Source organism: Paenibacillus maysiensis (assembly GCF_000520815.1).
Lineage (GTDB): Bacteria > Bacillota > Bacilli > Paenibacillales > Paenibacillaceae > Paenibacillus > Paenibacillus maysiensis.
Genome location: NZ_ASRY01000182.1, coordinates 20,762 through 45,105, shown reverse-complemented (window position 1 = coordinate 45,105; position 24,344 = coordinate 20,762). Strand labels below are relative to the sequence as shown.

General features: G+C 48.4%; 20 protein-coding genes and 2 pseudogenes. 5 read left to right on the top strand and 17 right to left on the bottom strand.

The window, feature by feature from the left end:
* The 10 genes from L696_RS0111960 to L696_RS0111915 all read right to left on the bottom strand — a co-directional run.
* Positions 1-4,497: DUF4132 domain-containing protein (locus L696_RS0111960; protein ID WP_025683839.1), on the bottom strand; the 4,497-nt coding region annotated here is incomplete at its 3' end.
* Between the two features lie 15 nt (positions 4,498-4,512).
* Entirely contained in the window at positions 4,513-4,932 is a 420-nt protein-coding gene (locus L696_RS0111955; RefSeq protein WP_025683838.1) for a hypothetical protein, read from the bottom strand.
* A 348-nt stretch (positions 4,933-5,280) separates the two neighbouring features.
* On the bottom strand, positions 5,281-6,138 hold the full coding sequence (locus L696_RS0111950; RefSeq protein WP_025683837.1) for a MetQ/NlpA family ABC transporter substrate-binding protein: 858 nt from the start codon (positions 6,136-6,138) through the stop codon (positions 5,281-5,283).
* A 379-nt stretch (positions 6,139-6,517) separates the two neighbouring features.
* A complete protein-coding gene (locus L696_RS0111945) occupies positions 6,518-7,189 on the bottom strand; it encodes a methionine ABC transporter permease (RefSeq protein ID WP_025683836.1) in 672 nt (223 codons plus the stop codon).
* Positions 7,182-7,907 carry a methionine ABC transporter ATP-binding protein gene (locus L696_RS0111940; RefSeq protein ID WP_025683835.1) on the bottom strand — a complete coding sequence of 242 codons (726 nt, stop codon included), beginning with the start codon at positions 7,905-7,907 and terminating at the stop codon, positions 7,182-7,184. Before L696_RS0111940 ends, L696_RS0111945 begins: the two co-directional genes overlap by 8 nt.
* 140 nt (positions 7,908-8,047) lie before the next feature.
* On the bottom strand, positions 8,048-8,839 hold the full coding sequence (locus tag L696_RS0111935; RefSeq protein ID WP_025683834.1) for an energy-coupling factor transporter transmembrane component T family protein: 792 nt from the start codon (positions 8,837-8,839) through the stop codon (positions 8,048-8,050).
* Positions 8,814-10,298, bottom strand: coding sequence for an ABC transporter ATP-binding protein (locus L696_RS0111930; RefSeq protein WP_025683833.1), 1,485 nt, complete (start codon positions 10,296-10,298; stop codon positions 8,814-8,816). Before L696_RS0111930 ends, L696_RS0111935 begins: the two co-directional genes overlap by 26 nt.
* Complete coding sequence (locus L696_RS0111925) at positions 10,298-10,894, bottom strand: ECF transporter S component (protein WP_025683832.1); 597 nt, start codon at positions 10,892-10,894, stop codon at positions 10,298-10,300. The genes L696_RS0111930 and L696_RS0111925 overlap by 1 nt, the downstream gene beginning before the upstream one ends.
* Before the next feature lie 402 nt (positions 10,895-11,296).
* Positions 11,297-12,100 (bottom strand): TatD family hydrolase, encoded by an 804-nt coding sequence (locus tag L696_RS0111920; protein WP_025683831.1) that lies wholly within the window; start codon positions 12,098-12,100, stop codon positions 11,297-11,299.
* Between the two features lie 85 nt (positions 12,101-12,185).
* Complete coding sequence (locus tag L696_RS0111915; RefSeq protein ID WP_025683830.1) at positions 12,186-13,010, bottom strand: nucleotidyltransferase domain-containing protein; 825 nt, start codon at positions 13,008-13,010, stop codon at positions 12,186-12,188.
* Positions 13,011-13,252: 242 nt separating this feature from the next.
* Between L696_RS0111915 and L696_RS0111910 the strand changes: the two genes are divergently transcribed.
* Together L696_RS0111910 and L696_RS0111905 are read left to right on the top strand one after the other, a co-directional pair.
* Complete coding sequence (locus tag L696_RS0111910) at positions 13,253-14,578, top strand: helix-turn-helix transcriptional regulator (RefSeq protein WP_025683829.1); 1,326 nt, start codon at positions 13,253-13,255, stop codon at positions 14,576-14,578.
* Positions 14,553-15,353, top strand: coding sequence for a WYL domain-containing protein (locus L696_RS0111905; RefSeq protein WP_025683828.1), 801 nt, complete (start codon positions 14,553-14,555; stop codon positions 15,351-15,353). Before L696_RS0111910 ends, L696_RS0111905 begins: the two co-directional genes overlap by 26 nt.
* 43 nt (positions 15,354-15,396) lie before the next feature.
* On the opposite strand, the pseudogene L696_RS29500 reads toward L696_RS0111905, so the two are convergent.
* The 4 genes and pseudogenes from L696_RS29500 to L696_RS0111885 all read right to left on the bottom strand — a co-directional run.
* Positions 15,397-15,588, bottom strand: a pseudogene (locus L696_RS29500) (aldo/keto reductase); the annotation flags it as partial.
* A 181-nt stretch (positions 15,589-15,769) separates the two neighbouring features.
* A complete protein-coding gene (gene cysK / locus L696_RS0111895) occupies positions 15,770-16,693 on the bottom strand; it encodes a cysteine synthase A (RefSeq protein ID WP_025683826.1) in 924 nt (307 codons plus the stop codon).
* Positions 16,694-17,008: 315 nt separating this feature from the next.
* Entirely contained in the window at positions 17,009-18,007 is a 999-nt protein-coding gene (locus tag L696_RS0111890; RefSeq protein ID WP_025683825.1) for a glycosyltransferase, read from the bottom strand.
* 43 nt (positions 18,008-18,050) lie between these two features.
* Complete coding sequence (locus tag L696_RS0111885) at positions 18,051-19,097, bottom strand: aminoglycoside phosphotransferase family protein (protein ID WP_025683824.1); 1,047 nt, start codon at positions 19,095-19,097, stop codon at positions 18,051-18,053.
* Positions 19,098-19,355: 258 nt separating this feature from the next.
* Here L696_RS0111885 and L696_RS0111880 point away from each other — a divergent pair, with 258 nt between their 5' ends.
* Complete coding sequence (locus L696_RS0111880; RefSeq protein ID WP_025683823.1) at positions 19,356-19,928, top strand: shikimate kinase; 573 nt, start codon at positions 19,356-19,358, stop codon at positions 19,926-19,928.
* A gap of 100 nt (positions 19,929-20,028) precedes the next feature.
* On the opposite strand, the gene aroD is transcribed toward L696_RS0111880, so the two are convergent.
* Positions 20,029-20,793, bottom strand: a complete 765-nt coding sequence (aroD, locus tag L696_RS0111875) for a type I 3-dehydroquinate dehydratase (protein WP_025683822.1) — start codon at positions 20,791-20,793, stop codon at positions 20,029-20,031.
* Between the two features lie 154 nt (positions 20,794-20,947).
* Between aroD and L696_RS0111870 the strand changes: the two are divergent.
* Positions 20,948-21,160: pseudogene (locus L696_RS0111870) on the top strand (quinate/shikimate dehydrogenase); the annotation flags it as partial.
* Positions 21,161-21,193: 33 nt separating this feature from the next.
* Here the strand turns inward: L696_RS0111870 and L696_RS0111865 are convergent.
* Positions 21,194-22,420, bottom strand: coding sequence for an RtcB family protein (locus tag L696_RS0111865; protein ID WP_025683820.1), 1,227 nt, complete (start codon positions 22,418-22,420; stop codon positions 21,194-21,196).
* A gap of 93 nt (positions 22,421-22,513) precedes the next feature.
* Here L696_RS0111865 and L696_RS0111860 point away from each other — a divergent pair, with 93 nt between their 5' ends.
* On the top strand, positions 22,514-22,876 hold the full coding sequence (locus tag L696_RS0111860) for a cupin domain-containing protein (RefSeq protein WP_025683819.1): 363 nt from the start codon (positions 22,514-22,516) through the stop codon (positions 22,874-22,876).
* A gap of 335 nt (positions 22,877-23,211) precedes the next feature.
* Here L696_RS0111860 and L696_RS0111855 read toward each other — a convergent pair whose 3' ends face one another.
* Complete coding sequence (locus tag L696_RS0111855; RefSeq protein ID WP_025683818.1) at positions 23,212-24,213, bottom strand: Gfo/Idh/MocA family protein; 1,002 nt, start codon at positions 24,211-24,213, stop codon at positions 23,212-23,214.
* Between the last annotated feature and the right edge of the window lie 131 nt (positions 24,214-24,344).

The window sequence follows — 24,344 nt, the reverse complement described above, 5'->3', positions numbered from 1 at the left end:
AGGAGCCTCCGTATCGGCTGGTGAGAACCAATCTGCCATCGCGTACAGGTTAGCAATCAGGTTTTCGGCATAATACACCTTCTGTAGTCCTTCCTCATAGCTGACCGTCCACTGGCGACCTTTTAGCAGGGCTACCGTTTTATTCGGCTGTACCTGATGTCCTGCATATCGACGGGAAACGGTGGCACTTGCACGTTCATCTGCATTCGGCAAGTACAGCTCACGGAACACCTGTTTAAACGGCTGCCGAATCTGGCGGTCAAATAAATCCTTCTGGAAGTCGCTCCAACGACCACTTTCGTACAAATGGAGCGGATGAGCGATGATCAGCTTGTCCTCTTCACCTACGGGATACTGTTGACCCGAAGGATCAGCCAACCCTGATGTATCTTCATTGAAATATCCCAAGCGATCTCCTGCCTTGAAAACTAGCGTTCGCACCAACGGAGCAAGCACAGGGTTGCCTAATAATCCCGTTAATTCCTTTACCATAAAGGCCGTGCCGGACTCCATAGAGCGTTCCAATTCCTTGCGGGCTCTACGGTACTGGTCCACCAGATCGCCTTTAAGCTCCTTCAACGCAGCAACATACTCATCCTTCTTGAAGCGAGCCGGAATAGATTTCAGCGTCTTCCCTTTGCTGACAATCTCAATATCTGCCGTTCCTTCTTCATCAATGACCAACTGTATCGTTGTGGCCTCTTCCAAAGCATGTGGCTCAAAATAAGACCGAAGATCCTCCAGCTTACGGGCTTCCATGTCCCACACGAGCCGGGTCACATCATCATAACCTGCATTACGTGCCAAATTCCCAAGCGCAATTCGTGAAACCAGAGCTTCACTGGCCTTACGCTGTGCCCCGAATTTTTTGCTCTGTTCCAGAAACTTCTGGATGAAGTCATAACGTTCCCGTACATCTGGTTCAGGAGGTTTGGCAAGAGGAATCAGACTGTAGGTCAGCAAATGTTCCTTGTTCCGTTTGTCTTCCACCGACTTTTTCATTTCACTCAGTTTCAGCTTACCCAGCGTCGCATCCGCAAATAGCTGGGATCGGCGATGATTGGCTCCGGCCGAAATATATTTGGCACAGTCGTAGAGCAGATCAAAACGTTCCTCGCCCAACGTCTCATAGGCTTCGTGAAACCAGTGAATATCGAAGGCTCCATCATTAAAATCCTGCGGAGCAATCGGCGAATAATGAGCCACAATCGTTTCCTTCTCGGCGGAAAAACCTTCATTAATATGCGCATGGAAGTACCATGCAGCACTGCGAAGACCTTCCCATCCCAGGTAACCTGCTACAATTTCAATCCACTGTGGAGCATACATTGCCGCCTCCAGCAGACGTTTATCCGTAATTTTAGCGTTACTCAGCTTTTCCTTCAGCAAAGCAGAATCCTCGCCATCACGCGGATAACATGCCTTGAGCAAGTGGCTGAACGATTCCTTTTTGGTAATACGATCGCCGTAGCCATACACATAACCACGCACGAACGTTTCCTTATCGAGTCCATCCAGAATATGGATGAAGTAATCCATGCCTTCAATTCGGCTCAATCCCATCACTTTTGGCGTGGCCTCGGTAGGCAAATCACCTCGAACCAATTCAACCTCCAGCAGTCGGTCAATAACCGTACGCCGTATTTCTAAAAATTCCGGATTGCTGGCAATCCATGTATTGCGGGCATTCGTTAAGGAACTCATATGTCTTCTGCTGTCACTGCCAGCCAACAGTTCCCGATACACTTCTCCTACACCGATCAGCCCTTTTTCATACGCTTTAAAATAATCCTCCAGATCGAGCGGTGAATAAAAGTGATTTAATACGCCTGCCAGTTCATTATAGTTAACAAAAGTATGGAAAAAACGTTTAAAGGACTCATCATCATATATACGCCCTCTCTCCAACCCGATCCACGGGCTGGACAGCAGGTGCAGCATTCCCATGTCCTCAGCAGGTCTGTCCTTCGGCATAGCTTGCATCAATGTATTCAACGAGAAATCAATGGTATCAAAGGTTTTCTCGCCAGGAGTGTCCAGAAAATAAGCATTAATCAGCGTGCTTACCTGATTGTTATACGTCAGCTCTGCTATCCATCGCTGCATCTCGTTAATTCGATCCAAAGGATACATTTGTTCAGCGAAATCTTTACGCCATCCTTCCAGCAGCTTGTGCTTGCTCAGTTCTGAATAGTCCATGTTATGATTGGAGAAATAACGGTAATAGCGGTCAAGTGTTTGATCCATAGACTCCAATCGGTCATATAAAACAAGCTCTAGCAGTTCACTGGCTTCCATGTCGCTCTCCTGCAAATAACGACTCCATTCCTCGTGAAGAGGATATAAAGACAGCATGGAAACCGCTTCCTCATTAGGCTGAGCCAACCGCACGGTACGAAAATTAGCACCGATTAGCAGCGTTTCTTTGTAACCCGAATAATACTCAGCGGTATATTCTACATCACGGTGCTGGTGGACAAGCTCATTCAGTCCGTTCAGGAACCGCTTCATCTTCTCCAATGAACCCACAAAAACATCACTCAACCGGAAATCCCCCAGATCCGGCTGTTGCTCCAACCAAGCCTCCTTGGCAGCAGGCTCGTACAAGCCAAAGCCGTTTGTCCCCGTATAAGCATCCTCCTGCCCCAGCTTGGACAGCAGTTGTTCTTCCTTAGCCGTCGGCTGCTGGATAATATCTGCTAAAGACTGGAGGGTTTCATACTGCTCGGCACGCTCGGGGTCTGCATAGATCTTCGTCAATATTTCCAGTCCGCCCAATCGTTGCAGCTCCGCCTTTGCTCGAAGCAACCGTTCCAACGAGCCATTCAGAGACTTATCGGGCTGTACCAGCAGCACACCAATGACACTTTGCCGCAGGGAACCCGTCTTGAGCTTCAAGAGCCCCTCCATCTGCTGCATTTCTTCTTCCGCCAGCGTCAGCTTGCGTGCCTTGGCAACAGCGAACTCGCGAATGCTCATACTTTTATCAGACAGACTGGCAAAAATAAAGTCGCGCTGTACCTTATTATCCGGGTTCTGCACAAAATGATTAAGCAGCTCGCCACGCAGATCAGGGCTAATCTGATCCTTCAAAGCTACGATTTCACCGATCCAGGTCGCGTCCATGTCATAACTGGCGAGATACAGCATTTTTTGAATTGGTGCATCTGAACGGTGATAAACGTTTACAAAATCCAATACCTTGGAGGGCTCGGTAGACTCGCCTTTTTTCATCTGTGCAAACAGAGCATGAAGTCGCTCAAAATCCTTACGCCGCTCTTCTTTATTTTCCAGTAATGGAGTACGCACCACTTTAACGATCCGATCGGCGACCGTCCCACCTTCTACCCATTCGTAAAAATAATTACTTGTATAGTTCGTCAATACCCAATATTGAAGCTCAGGGTTCGTCTCATTCAGATATTCTCTGGCAATCCCCAGACGCACATCTTTGTTTTTAGTGTTAGAGAGTACATAAAGCGCCACAATCTTCTGGTAAGGTGCTCCCTGTTCCATGACTTGCCGAACCTGTCCATACAGATCACGTTCCTCATGTACTGCTGTAGCCCACAAGCTCATATATACCTCATTGGCATTCGCGCTAGTCAGCCATTCCTGACGCAGCCCGCTATTCGTCAATGCTTCATACGCCTGCTCGATCAGTTGGCGAACCACCCGCTGATTAGCAGACTCCAAGCCCATGCCTGTCCATACCGCAAGCGCCCGTACCACTGAGCTGTAACGAATGAAACCCTGGTCGATAATCACCTTCAACAAATATACAAGAGCCTCCGGGGTTCCTTCATCCATTTGCTCCACGACGCTTTGGCGCAATCCCTCCTGAAGCTTGGCAGCTGCCAAAAGCTCGCCGATCATATGGTAATTCTCCTCTTGATGGCTCAAGAGCATTCCTTTAATCATGGCACGCGTAAGAAGCGCAGTCTGGTTATCGCCATAAATAATACCTTTTAGCGCCTCCAAGACCTGCGGATTACCGTTGTCCAACTCATAGGCTATCCAATCACTAATCGTCTCTTGAATCCGATAGTCATTCCCATGTTCATAATCCTTTTTCGTTAAATAATCTATAAGGGAGAAGCCGATCCAGTCCATTCGGATAAGCTGCACCATTCTTTTATAAATCCGCGAAGTATGGAATGTGATATCCGAGGTACGGAACGGTTTGCGCTCATACCCTGTACTGTAAGGATATTCAGTCACATGCTCTGTTATATATGCAAACACATCCCCGGCCGTTGTTCCAATCAACTGACGCAGCACCTCTGCCAGTGGCTTGAACAGCGGCTCTCCGCTTGCTTCTGCCTGTACTTTTAATATGCGCTGGCATTCGTTAAAAGGCTCCTCATCCTCGCGTATGTAATGAATTCGACCCAGTTCCACAACATGTTGGGCCAATTCCTGTTGTTGTCCATCCAGTTGCGCCGCGCGCCCCTTCAGTTCGGTGAAATATTCCTGCTCATTTTTCTCCTGATGCATATTTCATTTCCCCCTCTACCATAGGCTTCCGGCCAGCATTGTGAACCGTATAAATACAATCTCGTCTCCATCCTCAAGCAACAAAGGGGCATCCAGCACAGTAGCTTCCTCGTCACGTACAAAAACCCTGTACAAGCCGTCTTCAAAAGCCTGCATCGCCGTGTTTACCGCATCCTCCACATCAGGAGCACCATCATTATAGATGGACCCGAATCCTACCTTGCCTGTCTCACTCTGTAACTGAACCTCCTGCCCTGTGAGGAACGGGATCAGTGCGACACTCTCCTGCTTTTCACGCAGTCTGCGGACATTCAGAGCGACGGTAGCAGCAATCAGCTCTCGCAAAGTTTCAGGGGCAGGATTCAGCTCCATTTCCTGTTTTGCGAGTTCCGGCTTTCGTTTTCCCAAACTTTTTACAGTTACAGCCAGCTTCATGTCGTTCCCCTTCCTTCTTGCTCTCGCTTCTGACCCGTTGTCAGTTGAATTTTCCACCCATGCAAAGACACCGTTAACGAAATCGAAAACGAATGTTTGTTCGTATATTTATTTTAATATGTTCCCAAGCAATACTCCATCGCCCTATATGACCAAAAATCACAGCCATATCACGCCCAGTAAACTTAAAAACTAAGACTTTTTACCCTGTTTTCGATAAGAAATATCCATATTAAGGATAGAAAAGAAAAAGACCTGCACAAGGAACTCCATCTGCTCATCACAGACTTCATTACCTTATACAGGCCGCAACTAATTATAAAACAACGTTTCAACACTCGTATTTATTTAAAATGCTGGGACGACACTGTCCTTGTAATTATCCTCGAAAAATTTACGAACCTCCGGACCAGTCATTCGCTTCGCCAGCTTTTGAATGGCATCCGAATCCGCATTATCCTTGCGCGCTACCAGATTAATAGCAAAGTGGGTATCGTCCTTTTCAGTAATTAACGCGTCCTTCTTCGGTGTCAGGCCCAACGGCTTGGCATAAGCGGGATACATGGCAGCCATGTCCACATCATCCAGCGACCGCGCCAGCATTAACAGATCGACTTCTTTGAACACAAACTTTTTCTTGTTTTCAATAATATCAGCCTGTGTGGCATTATAGCCTACACCTTCTTTAAGCTTGATCAGACCGTTTTGCTCCATCATTACGAGAGAACGTCCGGTATTGGCCGGGTCGTTGGCAATCGCAATCGTCGCACCTTCGGGCAGGTCTTTAATGTTCTTGTATTTTTTGGAGTACGCGCCATAGATGGCGTTGTAAATCGGTTTGACTGCTACCAGATCAGACTTGTTGCTTTCATTGTATTGTTGCATAAAAGGAGCATGCTGAAAGAAGTTTGCATCCACTTCATGAGCTGCCAATGCGTTATTGGGTTGAATATTGTCCGACAGCACGACGATTTCCAGATTAACTCCGTCCTGTTTGAGCAATGGTTTTACGATATCCAGTACATCCGTCATCGGCGGAATCAGCGTCGCCACTTTCAAAGTCACTTCTTTTTGAGAAGTCGCTTCTTTAGGCTGTGTTTCTTGTGCCGCCTGCTTTTGACCGCCGCATCCGGCAACCAGCAGCATGACGACAGCGAATAGTGTAAGTAATTTCAGGTTAGTTTTCATGTTGTTTTTCCGACTCATTAGGTAAGGAACCTCCAAGTAAATTTGTGATAGGGAAGAGGAGAGTGAGTTACAGTGGAGCCGCTTCGCGTACAGATTGTTCTTCCGATCGCTGTTACCCCCGGATTTTTTTCATTTAGTAAAACATTATAAGGTAAAAATCCGGGGGTAAAGGCGAACGCTATCGCTTCTTTAGAACAATTCTGCCCGCTACGCTTTTGAGGCACTGTAAAGTCATTCTCATTTCCCATGGTGGGTGGTGCAAGTGTATTGCTTACGATCTATCGGTACTGAGGGATTACATCCTCAGTTTACCTTCTTGCCATAGGCTGCTGTTACGCTTGAACTTATAAGATGTTCAATAAAGCGTCCGCTCTAACATAGCAGGCTATAACCTATTTTATCGCTTGTCGATCCGGCGGGATATGGTGCTTCCGGTGAACTGGATCGTTTGCACGAAAATAATCATGACGACGATGGTGAACGCCATCAATCCGGTTTCAAAACGCTGATAACCGTAGCGGATGGCGAAATCGCCCACGCCGCCGCCGCCCACAATGCCCATTACCGTGGAGTAGGAGATGAAGCTGATTGTGGACGTGGTCAATCCCAGTACAAGCCCGGAACGGGCTTCAACGTACAAAAATTTAAAAATAAGCTGGAGGGTAGACGCCCCCATAGAAGTGGCAGCTTCGATTACACCCTTGGGCACATCCAGCAGTGACTGCTCCACCAGCCTTGAATAGTAGGCAATAGCTACCACTGACATAGGAACCGTAGCTGCCATCGTACCCAGCGCCGTACCCACCACGAGACGTGTAAATGGAATCATAAACACGACCAGCAGCAAGAACGGGAACGAGCGAATGACGTTGACCAAACTGTTCAGTATGGTGAATACCAGCCGATTTTCATATTTTTTCCCTTTGCCGCACAAATATAAAATCGTTCCTGCCGGAAGACCTAACAGTACAGCTGCTGCGATAGAAATACCCACCATGATAAACGTCTCTCCGATGGCCTTCCATATCTCGGACTGATACTGTGCAATGATGCTCAGCGTTTCATTCATGAGCTTCACCTTCTCCCGCTTTTGAGCTGTCCGATGGATCGCCTACAGGCTGCGTTGAAAGCAGTCGCCCATCCCGCATCTCCGAAACGCGGCTACAAATGCTCCGCACCACGTCCATATCGTGCGTCACGATCACAATCGTAACGCCCAGCTCACGGTTGATCTCCCGCAACACGCCTAGAATATCCGCCGTTGTCTGCGGATCAAGCGCCGAGGTCGGCTCATCACAAAGCAGCACCGCAGGTCGATTCGCCAGCGCTCTGGCAATCGCCACACGTTGCTTCTGGCCTCCGCTCAACTGTGCTGGATACTGCTCCGCCTTGTCAGCCAAGCCGACGAATTGCAGGCATTCGCGCACACGTACCGCTCTCTCTTTTTTCGGTACGCCTGCCAGTTCCAGCGGCATTGCCACATTGCCACTAACCGTACGGTTGTGGACGAGATGATAATGCTGAAAAATCATCCCGATGGATCGCCGCGCTTCACGAAGACGTTTTTCCGGCATGCGGGTCAGCTCATCTCCATTTACAACCACATTTCCTTCATCCGGCTGTTCCAATACATTCATCAACCGGAGCAATGTAGACTTGCCGGCGCCGCTGGTGCCTATGATACCGTGAATCTCCCCTTCCTCCACATGAAGGGACACGGATTGAACCGCATGGAATTGGCCGCTTGAGGTCGTATAATGCTTGCTTGCCTGATGCAGCGTAATCATGAAACCTGGCCTCCTGATGATCCATTTCTCAGGGAATACGTAATAAAGCCCGCCAGACCAGGCGGGTTTATGCGAGCCGTCATTTCCCATTGCATTAATATACCACAGGGCAGAAACCCGGCAAAGCCTTTTGGCAACAATTAGCGTACATCCCATGTCTCCACATAAGGGAACTGGATACCAAGTCCCCAAGCCAGTGTAATCATCACCACAAAATAACAAATAAACACGATATCTACAGCCGAATGACGGATCTCATAATAATACGTGCGCTTGGTCTCATTGGCAAAACCCTTGGCCTCCATGGCAATAGCAATTCGCTGGGCGCGCCGGATGCTTTGAGCGAGCAGCGGAATCGCATATCTGCGGAGCGTAGCATACATATTCCATTTGGACACATGCCGATGTACACCCCGAATGCGGTGGGCATGTCTCAACGTTTGGAATTCCTCCAGCATTATCGGCATCATCCGCATCGCCGCCAAAAAGCTGTACGCATATTTCGGAGGAAGCCTCCATTGCTGCATCAGCGAATAAAACAGGTTCACCGGGCGGGTTGTCAAACCAAATAACAGTCCTGCCGCTGCCATACTCAGCGCACGAAATCCAAGATGCATTCCCCGATAAAAGCTTTCCTGCGTTATATGGATCAGGCCCCATGTCCACCAGGTCGTCACCCCTTTACCAAACATCATCATGCCTGTGGAGGTTGAAATAAACACTAGTATAAAAGGAGAACCATACAGCAGCAGTCGCTTCCACGAATGGCCTGACCAGACGAGCAACAGCAGCATAGCACACGCTACATTGAACATCACGTTCGGATTGTGAATCAGAATGACGACCACGAACAACAAGGAAAACATAACAAGCTTTAGCCCCGGATTAACCCGGTGAAGCCATGTTTCATGATGGGGAAAAGACAGGTTCATGCCGCAGTTCCCCCTTCTGTATCCGCCATATATCCGTGCAATATCGACGGACAATTTCCGGGTCATGCGTGACCATCACAATCGCCGTGCCTGCCGCTCTAAGCTGTTCCAGCATGTCCAGCATGACAAAGGTATTGCGTGCATCCTGCCCAAAGGTCGGCTCATCCAGCAGCAGCACCGCTGGCTCACGGATAATGGCCGTGGCAATGCTCAGCCGCCTTTTTTGCCCCAACGATAGCTGATACGGATGACGTTCATCCAGCCGTTCTAGCCCAAACTGTACGAGCATTCGATCCACTCGCTCCCGGCGCTGTTCAGCCGTAAACAAGCTCTCCGGCAGCGAATACTCCAGTTCCTTCCGAACGGTGTGCGCTACGAATTGCAGCTCCGGATTTTGAAACACGAACGCGATACGCTCTGCCAGCTGTTCCGTACCGCCAGCCTCTATTCCGTCCACGCTGTAACTTCCCTGCGTTCGGATTAAGCGCATCATGGAGAGCAGCAGCGAGCTTTTACCAGCCCCATTTTCACCGACCACACCAATCCAGTCCCCCGGCTTCACCTGCGCTTGCTCTACATAAATGACTGAGTTCGAACCCCGAAGACCGCTGAAATGCTTCAGCTCCAGTATAGGAGTACCCGCTGCCAAGATGAACACCCCGCAGTCATTCCCCACTCCATGCTCCTGTGCCCCTTGTTCACTCCAACGTGGTGAAGATGCCTCATCCCATACGCCCGGATACCAGACACCATAATCAGACAACGCCTGCCGATGCTTATGAAATACCTCCTCCGCAGTCCCGTCCGCCATGATTTCCCCTTGAGCAGAAAGCACCACAATCCGGTCCACATCAAGGACAATTTCATTAATTTTATGCTCCACAATCACTAGCGTCTGATCTGCCGAAATGTGGCGAATCGTATCCCACACCTGTGTGGTGCCTTCTTCATCCAGCAAAGCCGTCGGCTCATCCAGAAAAAGCACCTTCGGCTCCATCGCCAGCACAGACGCAATCGCCAGCCGTTGCTTCATGCCCTGAGACATGCTGCCAATCGGCATATGTATTTCATCCGTCGAAAGACCGACCTGCGTCAGCAGCTCGCGGATACGAGAAGGCATTTGCTCCCGGGGAACCTGATTATTTTCCAATACAAAAGCCAGTTCCTCGTCCGCATACGACATACAAAACTGCGTATCCGGATCTTGAAATACGACACCCGCACGCGCCGGAATGACAGCAGCATCACATTTCATCGGCACTTCTATCGTGCGTGGAATCAGACCGCTCATCACCTGGAGCAGCGTTGATTTACCGCATCCGCTTGGTCCGAGCAGCAGCAGCTTTTCCCCCTTGCAGACGGATACAGACATATTGTGAAAAAGCAGCTCCTGCTCACCGGGAAATTTCAAACGAAGACGAGTGACCGACGCCACCACATCTTCGGCAAATAAACTCATTAGTCCAGCCCCTTGTAATCCTGTTCCGTTGCTGGTCTTAAGGTACGTGTCACTCCGGTGACTTCCAGCGCCTTAGCCAGATAGAACGCGAACACCCCGGCAATCACAATACTGCCAATCATCCGGAATCCAACATACAAAACATAGTTCCAGGTCGAAAGCTGATCAATATACCCGTAACTGAAGTCTAAAATCAGAGAGACGATAGCCGATCCAGCCGCAGCCAGCGAAGCGACCCACAGGTTGGCGTTCCGGTACAGAAAAACCGCAAAGAACAGCTCTGCTCCCAATCCTTGCAGCAAGCCGTAGTACAAGGTAGACATCCCCCATTCACTTCCCAAAAAAGCACTGACCGTTGCCGCTGCGACCTCTGCCAAAATCGCAACTCCCGGCTTGCGGATAATAAGGTATGCGAATGTGCCCGCCATAAACCACATGCCATACACCAATTGCTCGGCGTTCAGCCCAAGCGGTTTCACCAGATCATACGCAGGCCCCCATATTTTATAGACCAACCCGAACACGACGGCGATCACAATCGTGACCAAAATATCCGTCAGCTTCAATCCTTTAGACGCTTTTACAGCAGTATTCATTGTGATGTACTCCCCTTTTCCCTTAAAATGGGCCTCGTGGCCATGAAAAAAAGCTTGTCCGGAGCTGAATCTCCAGGCAAGCTTTATGCGCAGTAAAAGGTGGATCACCATACAAAACATCATTCGTCGATATGCCTCATACAACCAGTAGCCTAAGCGCAGCCGTCTAGCTTGATTATAAGATATGAACCGAATCTATCGACAACCGCAAAACAAGCGGCATTCCTGTATAGTGCTCTAGGTTTCTCTACGCTGGCATTACCCAGATCAGATTTCACGGTCGATGGCAAGGGCCACCCTCTCAGCCTGACTTTCTCAAGCTCCCGACAATGCTTTTTAATTCACTATAATGTACACCACATCTATTGCTTTGACAATCCTAATATTGGTTTCAATAACCATTTATTCTTCTACAGATAATCCGAAAAAACGTTTTGCCGTCTCCGTCGTGGCGATTTCGATCTCCATGATGCTTCGACCTGTACATTCTGCAACCGTAGCGGCAATATGTGCGAGATAGATCGGCTCATTGCGCCCTTCCTTCGGCTTTACAGGTAAATTACGCGGGGTGAGAAATGGAGCATCTGTTTCAATCATCAGACGGTCCAGCGGAATATCCCTGACCAGTTCACGCAAATGCTTGCCGCGCCGTTCGTCGCAGATCCAGCCTGTAATACCGATGTACAATCCCATGTCTACATACGTGTGCAGCTCCTGTGCGGTTCCGGTAAAGCAATGCACCACCGCCTTATCTACCAGCCCATAATGCTCCCGCAGCATAGCCGCAAAATCCTCATGCGCATCCCGCTCATGCAAAAATAACGGCATTTTCAGCTCGCCAGCCAGATTAATCTGTTCCCCAAACCATTGGCGCTGCACATCACGCGGAGAAAAATCGCGGTTATAATCCAGCCCGCATTCCCCGATGGCTACGACCTGCGGCTGACCCGCCAGCTTACGGAGCTGTTGAATCGTATCCGGGGTACAGCCTTTTGCATCATGGGGATGCACACCAGCCGTCGCATACAGCTTGCCGGGGTAACGTGCCGCATACTGAGAAGCCTCCCGGCTGCTGCGGACACTTGTCCCGGTAATAATCAGCGGTGTAATCCCTTCGACTGCCGCTCTCTCCACCACCTGCTCCCGATCCTCATGAAACGAACGATGCATCAGATTCACACCAATATCAATCAGTGACGTGCCCATTTCAGTTCCTCCTTTATAAAACTATAATCTCGGATCATATTCCCATACCACTATTTCTCCCAATTCATAGTCAACGAACCAGTCTTTACAGTTCGGCTTGCCATACTTCCTTCACCGCAGCACGGAACAAATCATCCAGTTGCTGATCACGTCCACCCTCCATATGACGGAGTAAAGGTGCCATTTGTTCAAAATAAGCCATTTGCTGCTGGATATAATCATTGACCACAGAAAGCTGTGGCTCAATATCCAGTTCCTCGCCCGCTTTTTTACGTTGCAGCAAATGTCCGATCACCTGATAAAGCTCTGTATCTGCCGGAATTAATTCCTCCAGCAAGTCCTCGAATTCCATCGGAGGCATGCTGTTATAGCGTTCAATCCAGCCACAGGCCAGCAACGGGCGCAGCACGTAAAAATATTTTTTAATCTTCACCTGTTCTCCTTGCAGATAATCCCGATAGTTCCCCCGCGCCATATTCAGATAGTGATACATACAGGACTTAGGCGAAAAAGTTAACGGCGATATAGCGCGAATTTGCTCTGCCACTGAATATGGCTCCAGATAGGGAATCGGGGATTGCAACCATTCCAGCAAAGGCGGATTGGACTTGCGAAACAGACTGAGCGCCTTTTTCAAATCCCAGCCGTTGATATCCAGCAAATCGCTGATCGGACGCTCAATCACATCCCGTTTATCAAAAATGGACAAATACCACTCCACCGGCCTTACATAAATAAAACGTACATCATAGTCACTATCCTGTGAAGGAAATCCCCACGCCCGACTGCCTGATTCACAGGCATATACAATCCGCACCTGCTCCTCCTGCTCCAAAACGCGCAGCTCCTGCAATATCGTTTCACGCATTTCCGGTCTGATTGAATCCCGCTCATGTTTTATATCTGTCATGCTATTCCCTCCCTAACCGCCCTTTTATACCTTGATATTTCCTGAATGCTCCTCATTCATTCTACGCCCCGTCTTGGCTGACGGATTCTACTTGGTATGTATATCATCCTATATTTTGCTTGCCGCGAACATGGCGAAAGTATTACAAAGATGAATAAATTCCCTTTTTCCTGCATCTCTTCCCTGTTAGAATAAAGGGATACTTATTTTCGGAGAACGGCAACAGAAACGGGGAATCCGCCATGGCGAGAGAGAGCTTTGATAAAGAAATTCAATTTCTGCGCATGCTGACACTGACGAGCGGCGCTTATAATCGGCAGCAATTTGCAGACAGACTGGGCATTTCCGTACATACCTTTGATAAAACAATCCGGCGTCTCAAAGAAATCGTTCAATCCGTACAGCAGCAGTTACCAGCGGAGCAAGGACATGACTTCAATGAAATGCTGCGCTTCAACTACTATGAATCCGCTGATCCACTACTGCTATTCCTGTTTCGGGCCAAATCGCTCAAGGAGTCGGAAAGCGTCCGCCTGGCCCTTCTGCTGACAGCGCTACAGTCACAACCGTTGACCACCATGGAGCTGCTGGATGCCTGCTACGACGGGCTGCCTCCCGACAGTGCGCTACCGGATGAGAAAACGATTCGTTCGGACCTGAAATATCTGGTCGAAGTTGGCGTGGTTCGCAAGGAGCCCGGCGGCAGACCTTACCGCTATGCTGTCCGCAACGATCTGGTCACTGGACTGACGGACGAGGAATTACTGGACCTGTATGACTTTGTGAACATTATGGCGAATACGCACCTCCCCTCTGTACAGGGATATCTGCTGCGCGATCATTTAAAAAAAGCTATGCGTCGTCAAACCGGAGATCAGGAGATGGTGGAACCTTTTTTATACAAATACCACTATCACTCGCGTATTCTGGATGAGGCGCATGTTCATCCGCTTCTTCATGCCATTCGACAACGTCGTTGTGTGACTTTTTTGTACTTTTCGGCGGCCAAACGAAGCATTTACGGGTCACAGAACACAAATCCGCTGTTTGAAAAAGAAACCGAAGGCCATGAACACACCATTCTCCCCTTGCAAGTCATCTATGATCATCAATACGGGCGTTGGTATGTGCTGGGTCAGGTGGGCGGCAAAGGAATCATGAAGTTCCGCATGGAGGGCATGACACAATTGGCGGAGGGCGAACCCGTGTCGGAGAAGCGTTTTGCCGACCTGCTGGCCGTGTTGGAAGAAAGAACGCGGTATAGCTGGCTTGTGGATACCGGGCGCACCGTGAAGGTGCGGGTACGTTTTTTCAATCCCGAAGGTGCCAAACGCAACTTTATTCGGGAACGTGTGCTGTTGCAGGGACAATGGGGAACGATCACGGAGGAAGAAGGTGAATCCTTTATCTATGAAATTACAGTGAACGGAATCACCGAGATTAAACCATGGCTGCGCAGCTTTGGATCAAGCTGTGAGGTATTGGAACCCAAGCGGCTGCGTCAGGAATTCAAGCAGGAATGGAAGGAGCTTCAAGCCTATTATGAGCCTATTCGAGAAAATATTTAACTACCAGATCGTCTCGCGGCTGGATGAATCGGGCGCTTTTGCTACTACATCGCAGGAAAGAATCTGGCTCCAGTCCATGCTGGCAGATCGGGCGTCGGCAGAAGCCTTTACCCCGTCTACGCTCGATAAGCTTCGGCTGATGCTCGCAGATGACGAGCCGCTGGAGGTCGATGGCAGCTTGAGGGAAAAGGCCGGCATCCCTGCCTCCCCGGTCTATCATCCGCTCCTGCGTATATTGCGTCCCATCCTGCGGTCACGCTCAGGTATCTGTATGAGCTACAGAATGCGCAACGGACGTGTTCATGAGCGTATGTCCGGCTTTCCGTATAAACTGGAATTTTCCATGGTCAAAAAGGAATGGAGCCTGCTTTGGTACAATCGCAGACACCGTGCGCTGATGTCCACCAAGCTGTCCAGCATCGTAACCATCACCGAAGAGGAAATTCCACCTGAAGAGACCGAAAAATTCACCCAACGTATACTCGGTATTCTGGAATCACGCAAAGAACAGGGCATCATCGAAATTATTCCTGTCTACAACGGGGAAATGTCCCGTATTTTATACGCCTTTTCCTGCTTTGAGAAAGAAGTAGAGTATATTCAGGATGCGGATACCTATCGCATTACGCTCACTTTTCAGGCAGACGAAGATGAATATGTACTGTCCAAAATCCGTTTCCTCGGCAAACGCGTCAAGGTCGTCCAAGGCTCCCGGCTCATTTCCCGAATGAAGGAAACAACCGCCAGGGCACTTGCAAGATACGAAGAGGATTAGCCACTGGAAAAATATGAATACGTCCAATAAAAAAAGCCCGCACTCTGTCCATAAGACAAAGGGCGGGCCTATTCATATTGGAAACGCCAAAATGCCGTACTTTACCGGATTCCTTGAGCTTGCTGAACGCCTCCGCCACTTCTTCCGGCTCTACCAGAGGATCGGGACGATGCAGCAGCAGGATGTCCAAATATTCGGTGCCCAGACGCTTCAGAATACCATCCACAGACTCCACAGACGACTATCGGAGATTCCACGTTTCTGTAAAGGCATAATCTTCATGCTGCTCCTCCTTTACTTCTCCAGAATATTCCTTCATCATCCCACATGATATCAACCTATGAAACCGTTACCATCTACTATTTTACCACCTACATGTGGTCGTGTATAACGATGTGCCCCGAATCGCACCTTTTTTATCCAAAAATCCCCATGCTCAAATAACGCTCTCCTGTATCCGGGGCAATACAAAGCACCCGTTTGCCCGGTCCCAAGCGCCGAGCTTCCTGAATTGCCGTCCATATTGTAGCTCCGCTGGAGGGTCCGACGAGAATTCCTTCCTGAGCAGCAATGGCCCGTGTCATTGCAATCGCATCCTCATCCGAAACCTGTATGATTTCGTCATAAATATCCGTATTCAGTACGGCAGGAACGAATCCTGGGCTAGTACCAACCAGCTTATGCGGACCAGGCTTGCCCCCTGACAGCACTGGCGAACCCTTTGGCTCTACCACGACAACCCGCAGATCCGGCAAATGCTGGCGCAGCACCTCACCCGTTCCCGTAATCGTACCGCCCGTTCCCGAAGAAGCGACGAACACGTCCAGCTTGCCTTCCGTCTGCTCCAAAATTTCAAGTGCAGTCGTCGTACGGTGGATATCCGGGTTGGCCTCGTTTTCAAATTGATGTGGGATAAAGCTCCCTTCAATCTCAGCCCCCAGTTCCAGCGCCTTGCGAATCGCTCCTGACATCCGTTCTTCCGGTGGTGTCAGCACAACCTCAGCCCCATACGCTTTTAAAATATTGATTCGTTCCCTCGTCATATTCGACGGCATCACCAAAATCGCACGGTAGCCTCGGGCAGCCGCATTCATCGCCAAACCGATCCCCGTGTTGCCACTGGTCGGCTCAATAATGGTTCCACCCGGCTTTAAGTGTCCAGCCTTTTCCGCCTCGTCAATCAAATTACCCGCCGCCCGATCCTTAACACTGCCGCTGGGATTAAAGTATTCCAGCTTCACATACACTTCCGCATCCTGCGGTCCGGTTAACCGTTGAAGCCGCACACAAGGCGTATCTCCAATTAAATCTGTAATACTATGTACCACTTTAAGCGTCATTATTGTATCCTCCTTGGATAAGTCCATATTATAAAAATAACATATTTAACCCGCTTATACCTGCCGTCTTTGTAAAATACATAAATCTTATCTGCTTAGTATGTAAAACTTTTGCAAATGGGTCGCCAGATGTGGTTTCTAATGATATACTGCCTAACACTCATCAGGACAAGCCTTCCAGTCTCAAACAAGAAGTCCGAAGCCTGTTTAATACGAAGGTACTGCTGATGCTGCTCACAGGTCGCAGGAGAGGGTAACCCCCTCTTCCTTTTACTTATTCAAACGATGGCTTTTAAGTACTGCGACGTTACCTGCTCAGCTTAACCAATTCTCAAAAAAGTCCTGATACCCCTGCTTCATCACCTTGCTCGAAAACTTCTCCATGGCATACGACTGATTTTCCGTGGAAACCCGACGAGGTGAGGCGGCAGCCATATTGACCAGCTCGAACCAGTTTTTCTCATTGCCCGAAAAAGAGTGCGTGGAGCTGATATGTCCGTAGCAAGGATGCTCAGGCTTCACGACGATTTTACCCATAGCGAGTGCTTCGGTCAGCGGCATTGCGAACGTGTCGAATTTGGAGCAGCTCCAGTATACTTTGGCCGTATTCATCAGCGCGAATACCTCATCCTGCGTCAACGCAAATTGAAGCTTCACATTGTCAGGGATATCGTACTTCTTCATGCTTTCCTTGTAGCGTTCCCCGCCAAACACCATGTAAACTTCCTTATCGGGATTATGCCGCGCATACTCCAGTACCAGATCAGGACGCCGATTCTCTTCATCCCTTCCGATCCACATCACCCGATTCTCCACCACCTGCGACGGGTTAAAATGCTTTTCCACCAGCCGCTCATTAAACCCAATCGGGATAACTGTCACATCCGTTACACCAAATTTGGATGCCATCTCCTGCTTGAGAAAATCAGTCTGTACAATAGCCTTGTCCACAATCTGATAAAAAGGCTTCATCATCTCATATCCAGTAAGCGCCGGGTCCGGAAAACTGTGCGGAAAAAGCACACTTTTTTTAAAAAACATATTCAAATATGTAAAGCCGGATACCGTATAAATAACATGCTCAATCTGCTGCTCATGAAGCTGGTCGAGTACCACGTCATAATTGACCAGATCGCCCTTTTCATGCTCATAGCCTGGAAGCCAATCATGGCTGCTGACATGGCGCTTCGGTGACACAAATACGATGTCCACGCCCAGCTCCAGCCCGATCTGCTTCAGACGTTCCGCAAAAATACGCGGCCCCTGCGCTTCGGCAAACTGTATTTTTCTCATGACCAAACCGACTTTTTTCATGTATGTCCCCACCCTTGTTTACGATCTGTACACACTCTGTAATTCAAGCTCTTGATTTACACCATCTGGCTTGTCCCCATTCCAGCATCGCTGCGCATTGGTTCAAGCAGGCTAACGCCTCGCCCCGTTGGGCTTCTAATTGCTCTTTTGACCATTTATCACCGTTTATATGCAATTTCGTTCCGATCTTTCGCAAATCACTTTCAATTAACAACAGCATCCACAGTGAAAAAACCACGGCAAACATGCTGTATTCTTGCATAAATGTGCCCCGCTCCAGTCCTGCTCCCAGCAGCTCCATCTGCTCCAAATACCTGTCCAGCAAGCAAATTCGCAAGTCGGACGTCATACGCCGGGGAAACAACGGATGGGACATGTCGATCAGATGATACACATCCCAAAGCGGTGTGTTCAAATGGGTATGCTCCCAATCCAGCACCATCAGCCGTTCCCCACTTAGCGCATAGTTTCCCGGATGAAGGTCACCATGAGACAGCACAAGCTGCGGTGAAAAAGTGAACTGCTCCAACTGTGCATACATACGCTGCACCTGCTGTTTAGGAACTCCTAACGAGCTGCAAAGCTTCAACACATCAAGCTGACGTATGTACAGCTCAGCAACCAAATCTTGAATAAGCGGCTTCGGTCCTCGCAGTGTAATTCCGGTAAAACGATCCGTTGGCAAAGCATGCCACCCTGCTACAAGTCCAACCGCTTGCAACATGACTTCTTCATCATGCAGATGATCTAATGGACCAAGGTCCTCAAAAATCATCCACTCCCCACTGCCATCTTCCCCCGAATCAGACCAGGCAAGCAAGCGGGGATAAACCGTCGGTAGTGAAGGAAGTACATGCTCATACACCCATCTCTCTCGGCCTTCTTGCTCATCATTGGTTAACGGCTTGAACACATAGCTCTCAGAAGGTGACACGTAAAAACGTTCAACATGCCGACCATTTGTACCTGTATATAAAACTTCCCGACTCCATACCTGCGTATCATTCAAAGTACCGTCAACATTCACATATGGATGAAATAGATTCATAGCTTCCCAACTTTTTTGTATAAAATGTAATAGCACGATCATATCACAGTACTCGTTCTGAACGAAGCCCGGCTTGTCTCATCAGACCCAAGCGAACTGTTGGACACGTATCACCACCTTCGTACAATGAACCCATTGACCGACACACGTCTGTGAAATGGTAATCAGAACCTTTTTCGTCCTATACCTCGTTTTTGATGTGATCTATACTATTGAATGACACGTTTGATGAACGTATAATGTATTTAGTGCTTTGAAGCGTTACATCTCAACATTACTGGTGAGAAAAGAGTGGTTATAGTGCAAAACAAGAGAGAGATTCCATTAAGAGAACAGAATATTGTGCTCATTGGCTTTATGGGTGTAGGCAAAACAACGATCGGTTCCCATCTCGCGCGCAAGCTGTATCGGGACTTTGTGGATATTGATCAGGAGATTGAACAAGAGTACAACATGCCGACAACAGAAATTTTCAAAACATATGGAGAAAAAGGTTTCCGCGAGATTGAAAAAGACCATATTCTCAAACTTAGCAGCAATACCCGCTTGAAAGTCATTTCGATTGGCGGCGGTGCTTTTTTACAAGAAGAGGTTAAACAGGCTTGTTTGGCTTCATCTATCGTCTTCTTTTTAGATTTAAATTGGGAATCCTGGAAGGATCGACTCAAGATGCTCATCGATACCCGTCCCAATCTGCAAAACAAGAATTTGGAGGAAATCGAAGCTCTTTTCCGTTCCAGACAGGACATTTACGCGGTGAATCACTCCAAGATCGATACGGATCAGTTGGATGCGGAAGAAGTCGCAGACTATATTATCCAAACTCTAAATCTGGGTTGGGAGTTGTATGAACCTACTCGGGGATTGAATTAGAGTTACAAAAAGGAGGGCTCCAGCATGCTTATCACATGGGGGCCTTCCTTTTTTGTTCACTGCGGATACCTTGCTTGCTGGCAGTAATGCCATGCGTCTTTTAAGAATGACTATGCAGTACCGTCAATATCTCTCTCAGTTCAGTGACAGGTATCTGCCCCGGCGCGGAAGCTTTCTTAGCGGCACCAAAGGTTAAAGCCGAACCAAACAGCTCTCCGGTCAGACGGCTCACGACACCTTTTCCTGCCATCGACATCGTAATAATAGGCCGGTCTGCATATTCCTCTGCCATGGTACGCGTGGCATCCAGCAAGGTCAGCACATCGGCCGTACTTGTCGGCATGACCGCTATTTTAGGCAGATCGCCTCCCAACTCCTGCGCCTTACGCAACCGGGATACGATTTCCTCCTTCGGGGGTGTCTTCTGGAAATCGTGGTTGGATATAATCACAGATACGTTATGCTTATGCGCAGCTTCCACCAGCGCCTTCACATCGGCTTCGTCATTAAAAAGCTCCACATCAATGATATCTACCTGTCCCGTTTCGGCTGCCGTGCGGTTCAACTCCACATAACTCGCCGTACTGATTTCCTTTTCCCCGCCTTCCCGGGCGCTGCGGAACGTAAAGACGAGCGGAATATTCGCCAAGATGGACCGGATTTCAATCAAGGCAGCCTTCACCTTCTCCAAATCCTCTACATGCTCGAAAAAATCGACTCTCCACTCCACGATATCCAGGTCGAGTGTACGCAAATGGGCAGCCTCTTCCTTCAGTTGCTCCAACGTTTCTCCCACCATCGGAACACAGATTTTAGGCGCGCCTTCACCGATCAGAACATTTTTCACCTTAACGATTTTTACCATATCTTACTCACTCCCAAATCACAGTTTTAAGTCGAGCATTTACAATATTTCATAGTATAACGCATTCTGAATAAGCCTGCTGATGATTAGGTTCAGCCTGCCCTACTATTCCGTTTCCAGCACGATACCCAACACATTCACAATAATAGCCAGCATGAAACCACTGGAAGGAAAAAGCGTGCTTGAAGATGTATCATACAGCCCGGCTAAATCCAAGTTGATGGAACAAGCCGAATCCGTAGGTGCAACAGCCATTAACGGTCTGGGCATGATGCTGTGGCAGGGCGCACTTGCTTTCGAGCTGTGGACAGGCCAGGAAATGCCGGTCTCTTATATCAAAGAACAGCTGTTTGCGGACCGACTGTAAGACTTAAAGTTACTATAATACTAAATCTTTTCATTAGTCCTTATACGGATCGAACTCATTCGCCCCCGCCATACATACTCCAATAGGCTTGAGCTCATGCAGAACCTCCACCGTCTCAGCATGAGCGTCCAGCACCTCGCGCAGCTTGCGGTAAACGAACGGACTTTCATCCGTACCCGCTCCGCGCAGCTCGACACCATAGTCCTGTACGGCCTCCTTCATCTGCAAGTCCGTAATCTGCCCGCCGCTGCGCGTACGGGTTTTCCAGTTCATTTTACCGGCTGCCTGCGTACGGCTCATAATGCGTCCTGCACCATGAACTGTACTATAGTAGGAATCGGAATTTTCTACCGTATCCTTCCCGCGTACAATCACCGAAATATCGCCCATGCTTCCGCCAATAAAACCCGTTTGACCAGGAGCCGAGGGAGTAGCACCTTTGCGGACCACAATCGTATCACGTCCATCATGCCGCTCTTTCCAAGCGTAATTATGGTGATTATGCACAGCAAAGTCCGCTTCGGTGCCCATTATACCAAGCACCTGATCTATAACATAATCCCGTCCCGCATAAGCATAACGTCCGGCAAGCCGCATCGCACGGTAGTACATATCCCCCAACTCACTATTCATGTCCAGCAGGACTGGCGGTTGATCCATATGCTCTCCCAGCGCTTTTCCGAGAAACTCCCGTCCTGCCGCCAAGTTTAGAAATCCGCTTGCAGTTTTGTGCCCAAAGCCCCGGCTTCCAAAATGATTCGCAATCCAGACCTGATCTGTCGCTTCCTCCACGAATACATCCACAAAATGATTACCACTCCCCACCGTACCCAACTGGTCTCTCGCCAAGGATTTCAGCTTGTCATGCTCCTGTTTCCCAATCGCAGCATATACTGTCCAATCCGGGTCATCAAACAGCTCATGATCGACCTGAACCGCATTTACACGGCCTACGCCAAAGGAAATATGACGTGCAATCTCATCCATAATGGATGAAATACGTGGCAAAATATCTGCTGCGGACAGCTTGGTTCTAACCGCCTTGTTTCCGCATCCGATATCATACCCGACACCCGAAGGTGAAATTTGTCCGTCATATACCATCACGCCGCCAATCGGCTGACTGTAGCCTTTATGATGATCCGCCATTAGCAGTGCTTGAATCACATTACCGTTCTCTGCACAAGTACGGGCTTGAGATAACGCCCCTGAATCAGGTACTCCCCACACGCGCACTCCGTTGATTTCTTGATAAGCCATCGTTTCAGCCCCCTATATTTGCGTGGAAATTTCTAGCTACTTATCCGTCTCTCTGTTATACTATTGCAGCATCTACTAGAGGAGGGATCTTTCATGATTGAAAAGGTAAATTTGTTGTCCAAATTTGATCAGATTCAAGAATATTACAGCCCCCGCATCGTTGCCAATGTAAATGATTCAGCCGTTAAAATCGTTAAAGTCAAAGGTGAATTTCTATGGCATCACCATGATGAATCCGACGAATTATTCCTTGTCATTAAAGGGAAATTGACTATAAAACTACGCGATAAGGATATACACCTGAACGAAGGTGAAATGGTGGTTATCCCTAAAGGCGTAGAGCATATGCCTTTTGCAGAAGAAGAGGCTTATGTTGCTCTTATTGAACCTGGCGATTTATTGAATACCGGCAATGTTCAAAATGAACGCTCCGTTCATCATGTGGACAACATTTAAACGTTAAACCTGTTAATAGCATTATGTACGTTTTACCAGCTTCCGAACAGGGCGTAAGTATTACAAGCACAACAGCAGACGTGCCCTAAGAGAATGAAAAGGATATCCATGCAGCCAACAAGACTGCAGGATATCCTTTTATGCTATTCATACTAAGGCCCCTCTCCCTTGGCAGAGCCAGCCGCTTCCCGAAATCCACCGTATGAGCGATGAGATCACAGCAGCTTACACTTTTGCGCATATAAAACCAAATAGGGCCGACCGGATGTTTGCAAAGTTTGCAAAACCGGCAGCCCTGTTTCCCTGTTCTAGGGTATCGTTAAATCACAAACCAACTAATGTGCAGACGTATTTTTCAAATCCGCTTCAAATCGAAGGCCAATCTGCTGTCTTGCATCCTCCATCACTTCGGCGACTGCGAGTGAACATTCCAGTGAGTTAATGGAGCTATTGCGTTCTCCGCTTTTAATCAGATCAATAAACTCCTGAATTTCATAATACATCGGTTCGCGCGTCTGTGCTTTCGTCAAATCCTCAATCGTGCCGTCCCGATAATGAATTTTCACCTCATACGGTTGGCTGATTTTATCAATCACCATCGTTCCATTTTCACCCTGAATTTCGGCAGGTAAATATGAATCGGTAATTTTGGAATGCATCACGACGGCATCCATATCCGGATATCGCATAGCAATGCTTCCTTCCCCATCTACACCAGAGGACAAGAGCACGCCAACCGCGCGAACTTCCTCCGGTTTGCCGAACAATGCCACCATAGGATACAGGCAATAAATCCCAAGGTCCATCAATGAGCCATTCGAAAAAGCCGGATTAAAGGCATTCAACACTTTTCCTTGCTTAAAAGCATCAAAACGTGATGAATATTGACAATAACTTGCAAAATAGCGCCTAACACGGCCTATTTTATACATATGGTCTTTAACAATTTTAAAGTTTGGCATAAGCGTAGATTTAATGGCCTCCATTAGCAAAACATCATTGTTGCGCGCAGCCTCAATCATGCTCTGCACCTCCGTTGCATTGGAGGCAAACGGCTTCTCACACAGTACGTGCTTTCCGTGATTCATACACACAATCGCCTGCTCCGCATGCAAGGAGTTGGGACTGGCAATGTATACGGCATCCACCTGATCACTTGCAGCCATTTGCTCCAAGTCTGTAAATACCTCCGGATGGCTGTTGTTCTTGGCAGCAAAAGCTTTGCCTTTATCCTCTGTTCGTGAGTACACCGCCGTCAGGGCAAATTCATCCGTCTCTACCGCGGCTTGAATAAACCTCTCCGTTATCCAGTTTGTTCCAACAATACCAAAACGTATCACAGTATCCCATCCTTCCCCGTGAGTCATTTACATTTAATATATGTATCTATTCTCGCATTCTAGCTTAAGCTTGTCCACTATACAGTTAAGCATACTTCGTCCTTGGAAATAATCTCTATTCGACACAA

Coding starts and splice junctions, on each gene's coding strand:
- L696_RS0111890 (WP_025683825.1), bottom strand. CDS start 18,007: ATGAAAAAAGTCGGTTTGGTCATGAGAAAAATACAGTTTGCCGAAGCG.
- aroD (WP_025683822.1), bottom strand. CDS start 20,793: ATGGTAAAAATCGTTAAGGTGAAAAATGTTCTGATCGGTGAAGGCGCG.
- L696_RS0111945 (WP_025683836.1), bottom strand. CDS start 7,189: ATGAATGAAACGCTGAGCATCATTGCACAGTATCAGTCCGAGATATGG.
- L696_RS0111925 (WP_025683832.1), bottom strand. CDS start 10,894: ATGAATACTGCTGTAAAAGCGTCTAAAGGATTGAAGCTGACGGATATT.
- L696_RS0111860 (WP_025683819.1), top strand. CDS start 22,514: ATGATTGAAAAGGTAAATTTGTTGTCCAAATTTGATCAGATTCAAGAA.
- L696_RS0111940 (WP_025683835.1), bottom strand. CDS start 7,907: ATGATTACGCTGCATCAGGCAAGCAAGCATTATACGACCTCAAGCGGC.
- cysK (WP_025683826.1), bottom strand. CDS start 16,693: ATGACGCTTAAAGTGGTACATAGTATTACAGATTTAATTGGAGATACG.
- L696_RS0111920 (WP_025683831.1), bottom strand. CDS start 12,100: ATGGGCACGTCACTGATTGATATTGGTGTGAATCTGATGCATCGTTCG.
- L696_RS0111935 (WP_025683834.1), bottom strand. CDS start 8,839: ATGAACCTGTCTTTTCCCCATCATGAAACATGGCTTCACCGGGTTAAT.
- L696_RS0111885 (WP_025683824.1), bottom strand. CDS start 19,097: ATGATCGTGCTATTACATTTTATACAAAAAAGTTGGGAAGCTATGAAT.
- L696_RS0111905 (WP_025683828.1), top strand. CDS start 14,553: ATGAGCCTATTCGAGAAAATATTTAACTACCAGATCGTCTCGCGGCTG.
- L696_RS0111865 (WP_025683820.1), bottom strand. CDS start 22,420: ATGGCTTATCAAGAAATCAACGGAGTGCGCGTGTGGGGAGTACCTGAT.
- L696_RS0111950 (WP_025683837.1), bottom strand. CDS start 6,138: ATGAGTCGGAAAAACAACATGAAAACTAACCTGAAATTACTTACACTA.
- L696_RS0111910 (WP_025683829.1), top strand. CDS start 13,253: ATGGCGAGAGAGAGCTTTGATAAAGAAATTCAATTTCTGCGCATGCTG.
- L696_RS0111930 (WP_025683833.1), bottom strand. CDS start 10,298: ATGAGTTTATTTGCCGAAGATGTGGTGGCGTCGGTCACTCGTCTTCGT.
- L696_RS0111955 (WP_025683838.1), bottom strand. CDS start 4,932: ATGAAGCTGGCTGTAACTGTAAAAAGTTTGGGAAAACGAAAGCCGGAA.
- L696_RS0111915 (WP_025683830.1), bottom strand. CDS start 13,010: ATGACAGATATAAAACATGAGCGGGATTCAATCAGACCGGAAATGCGT.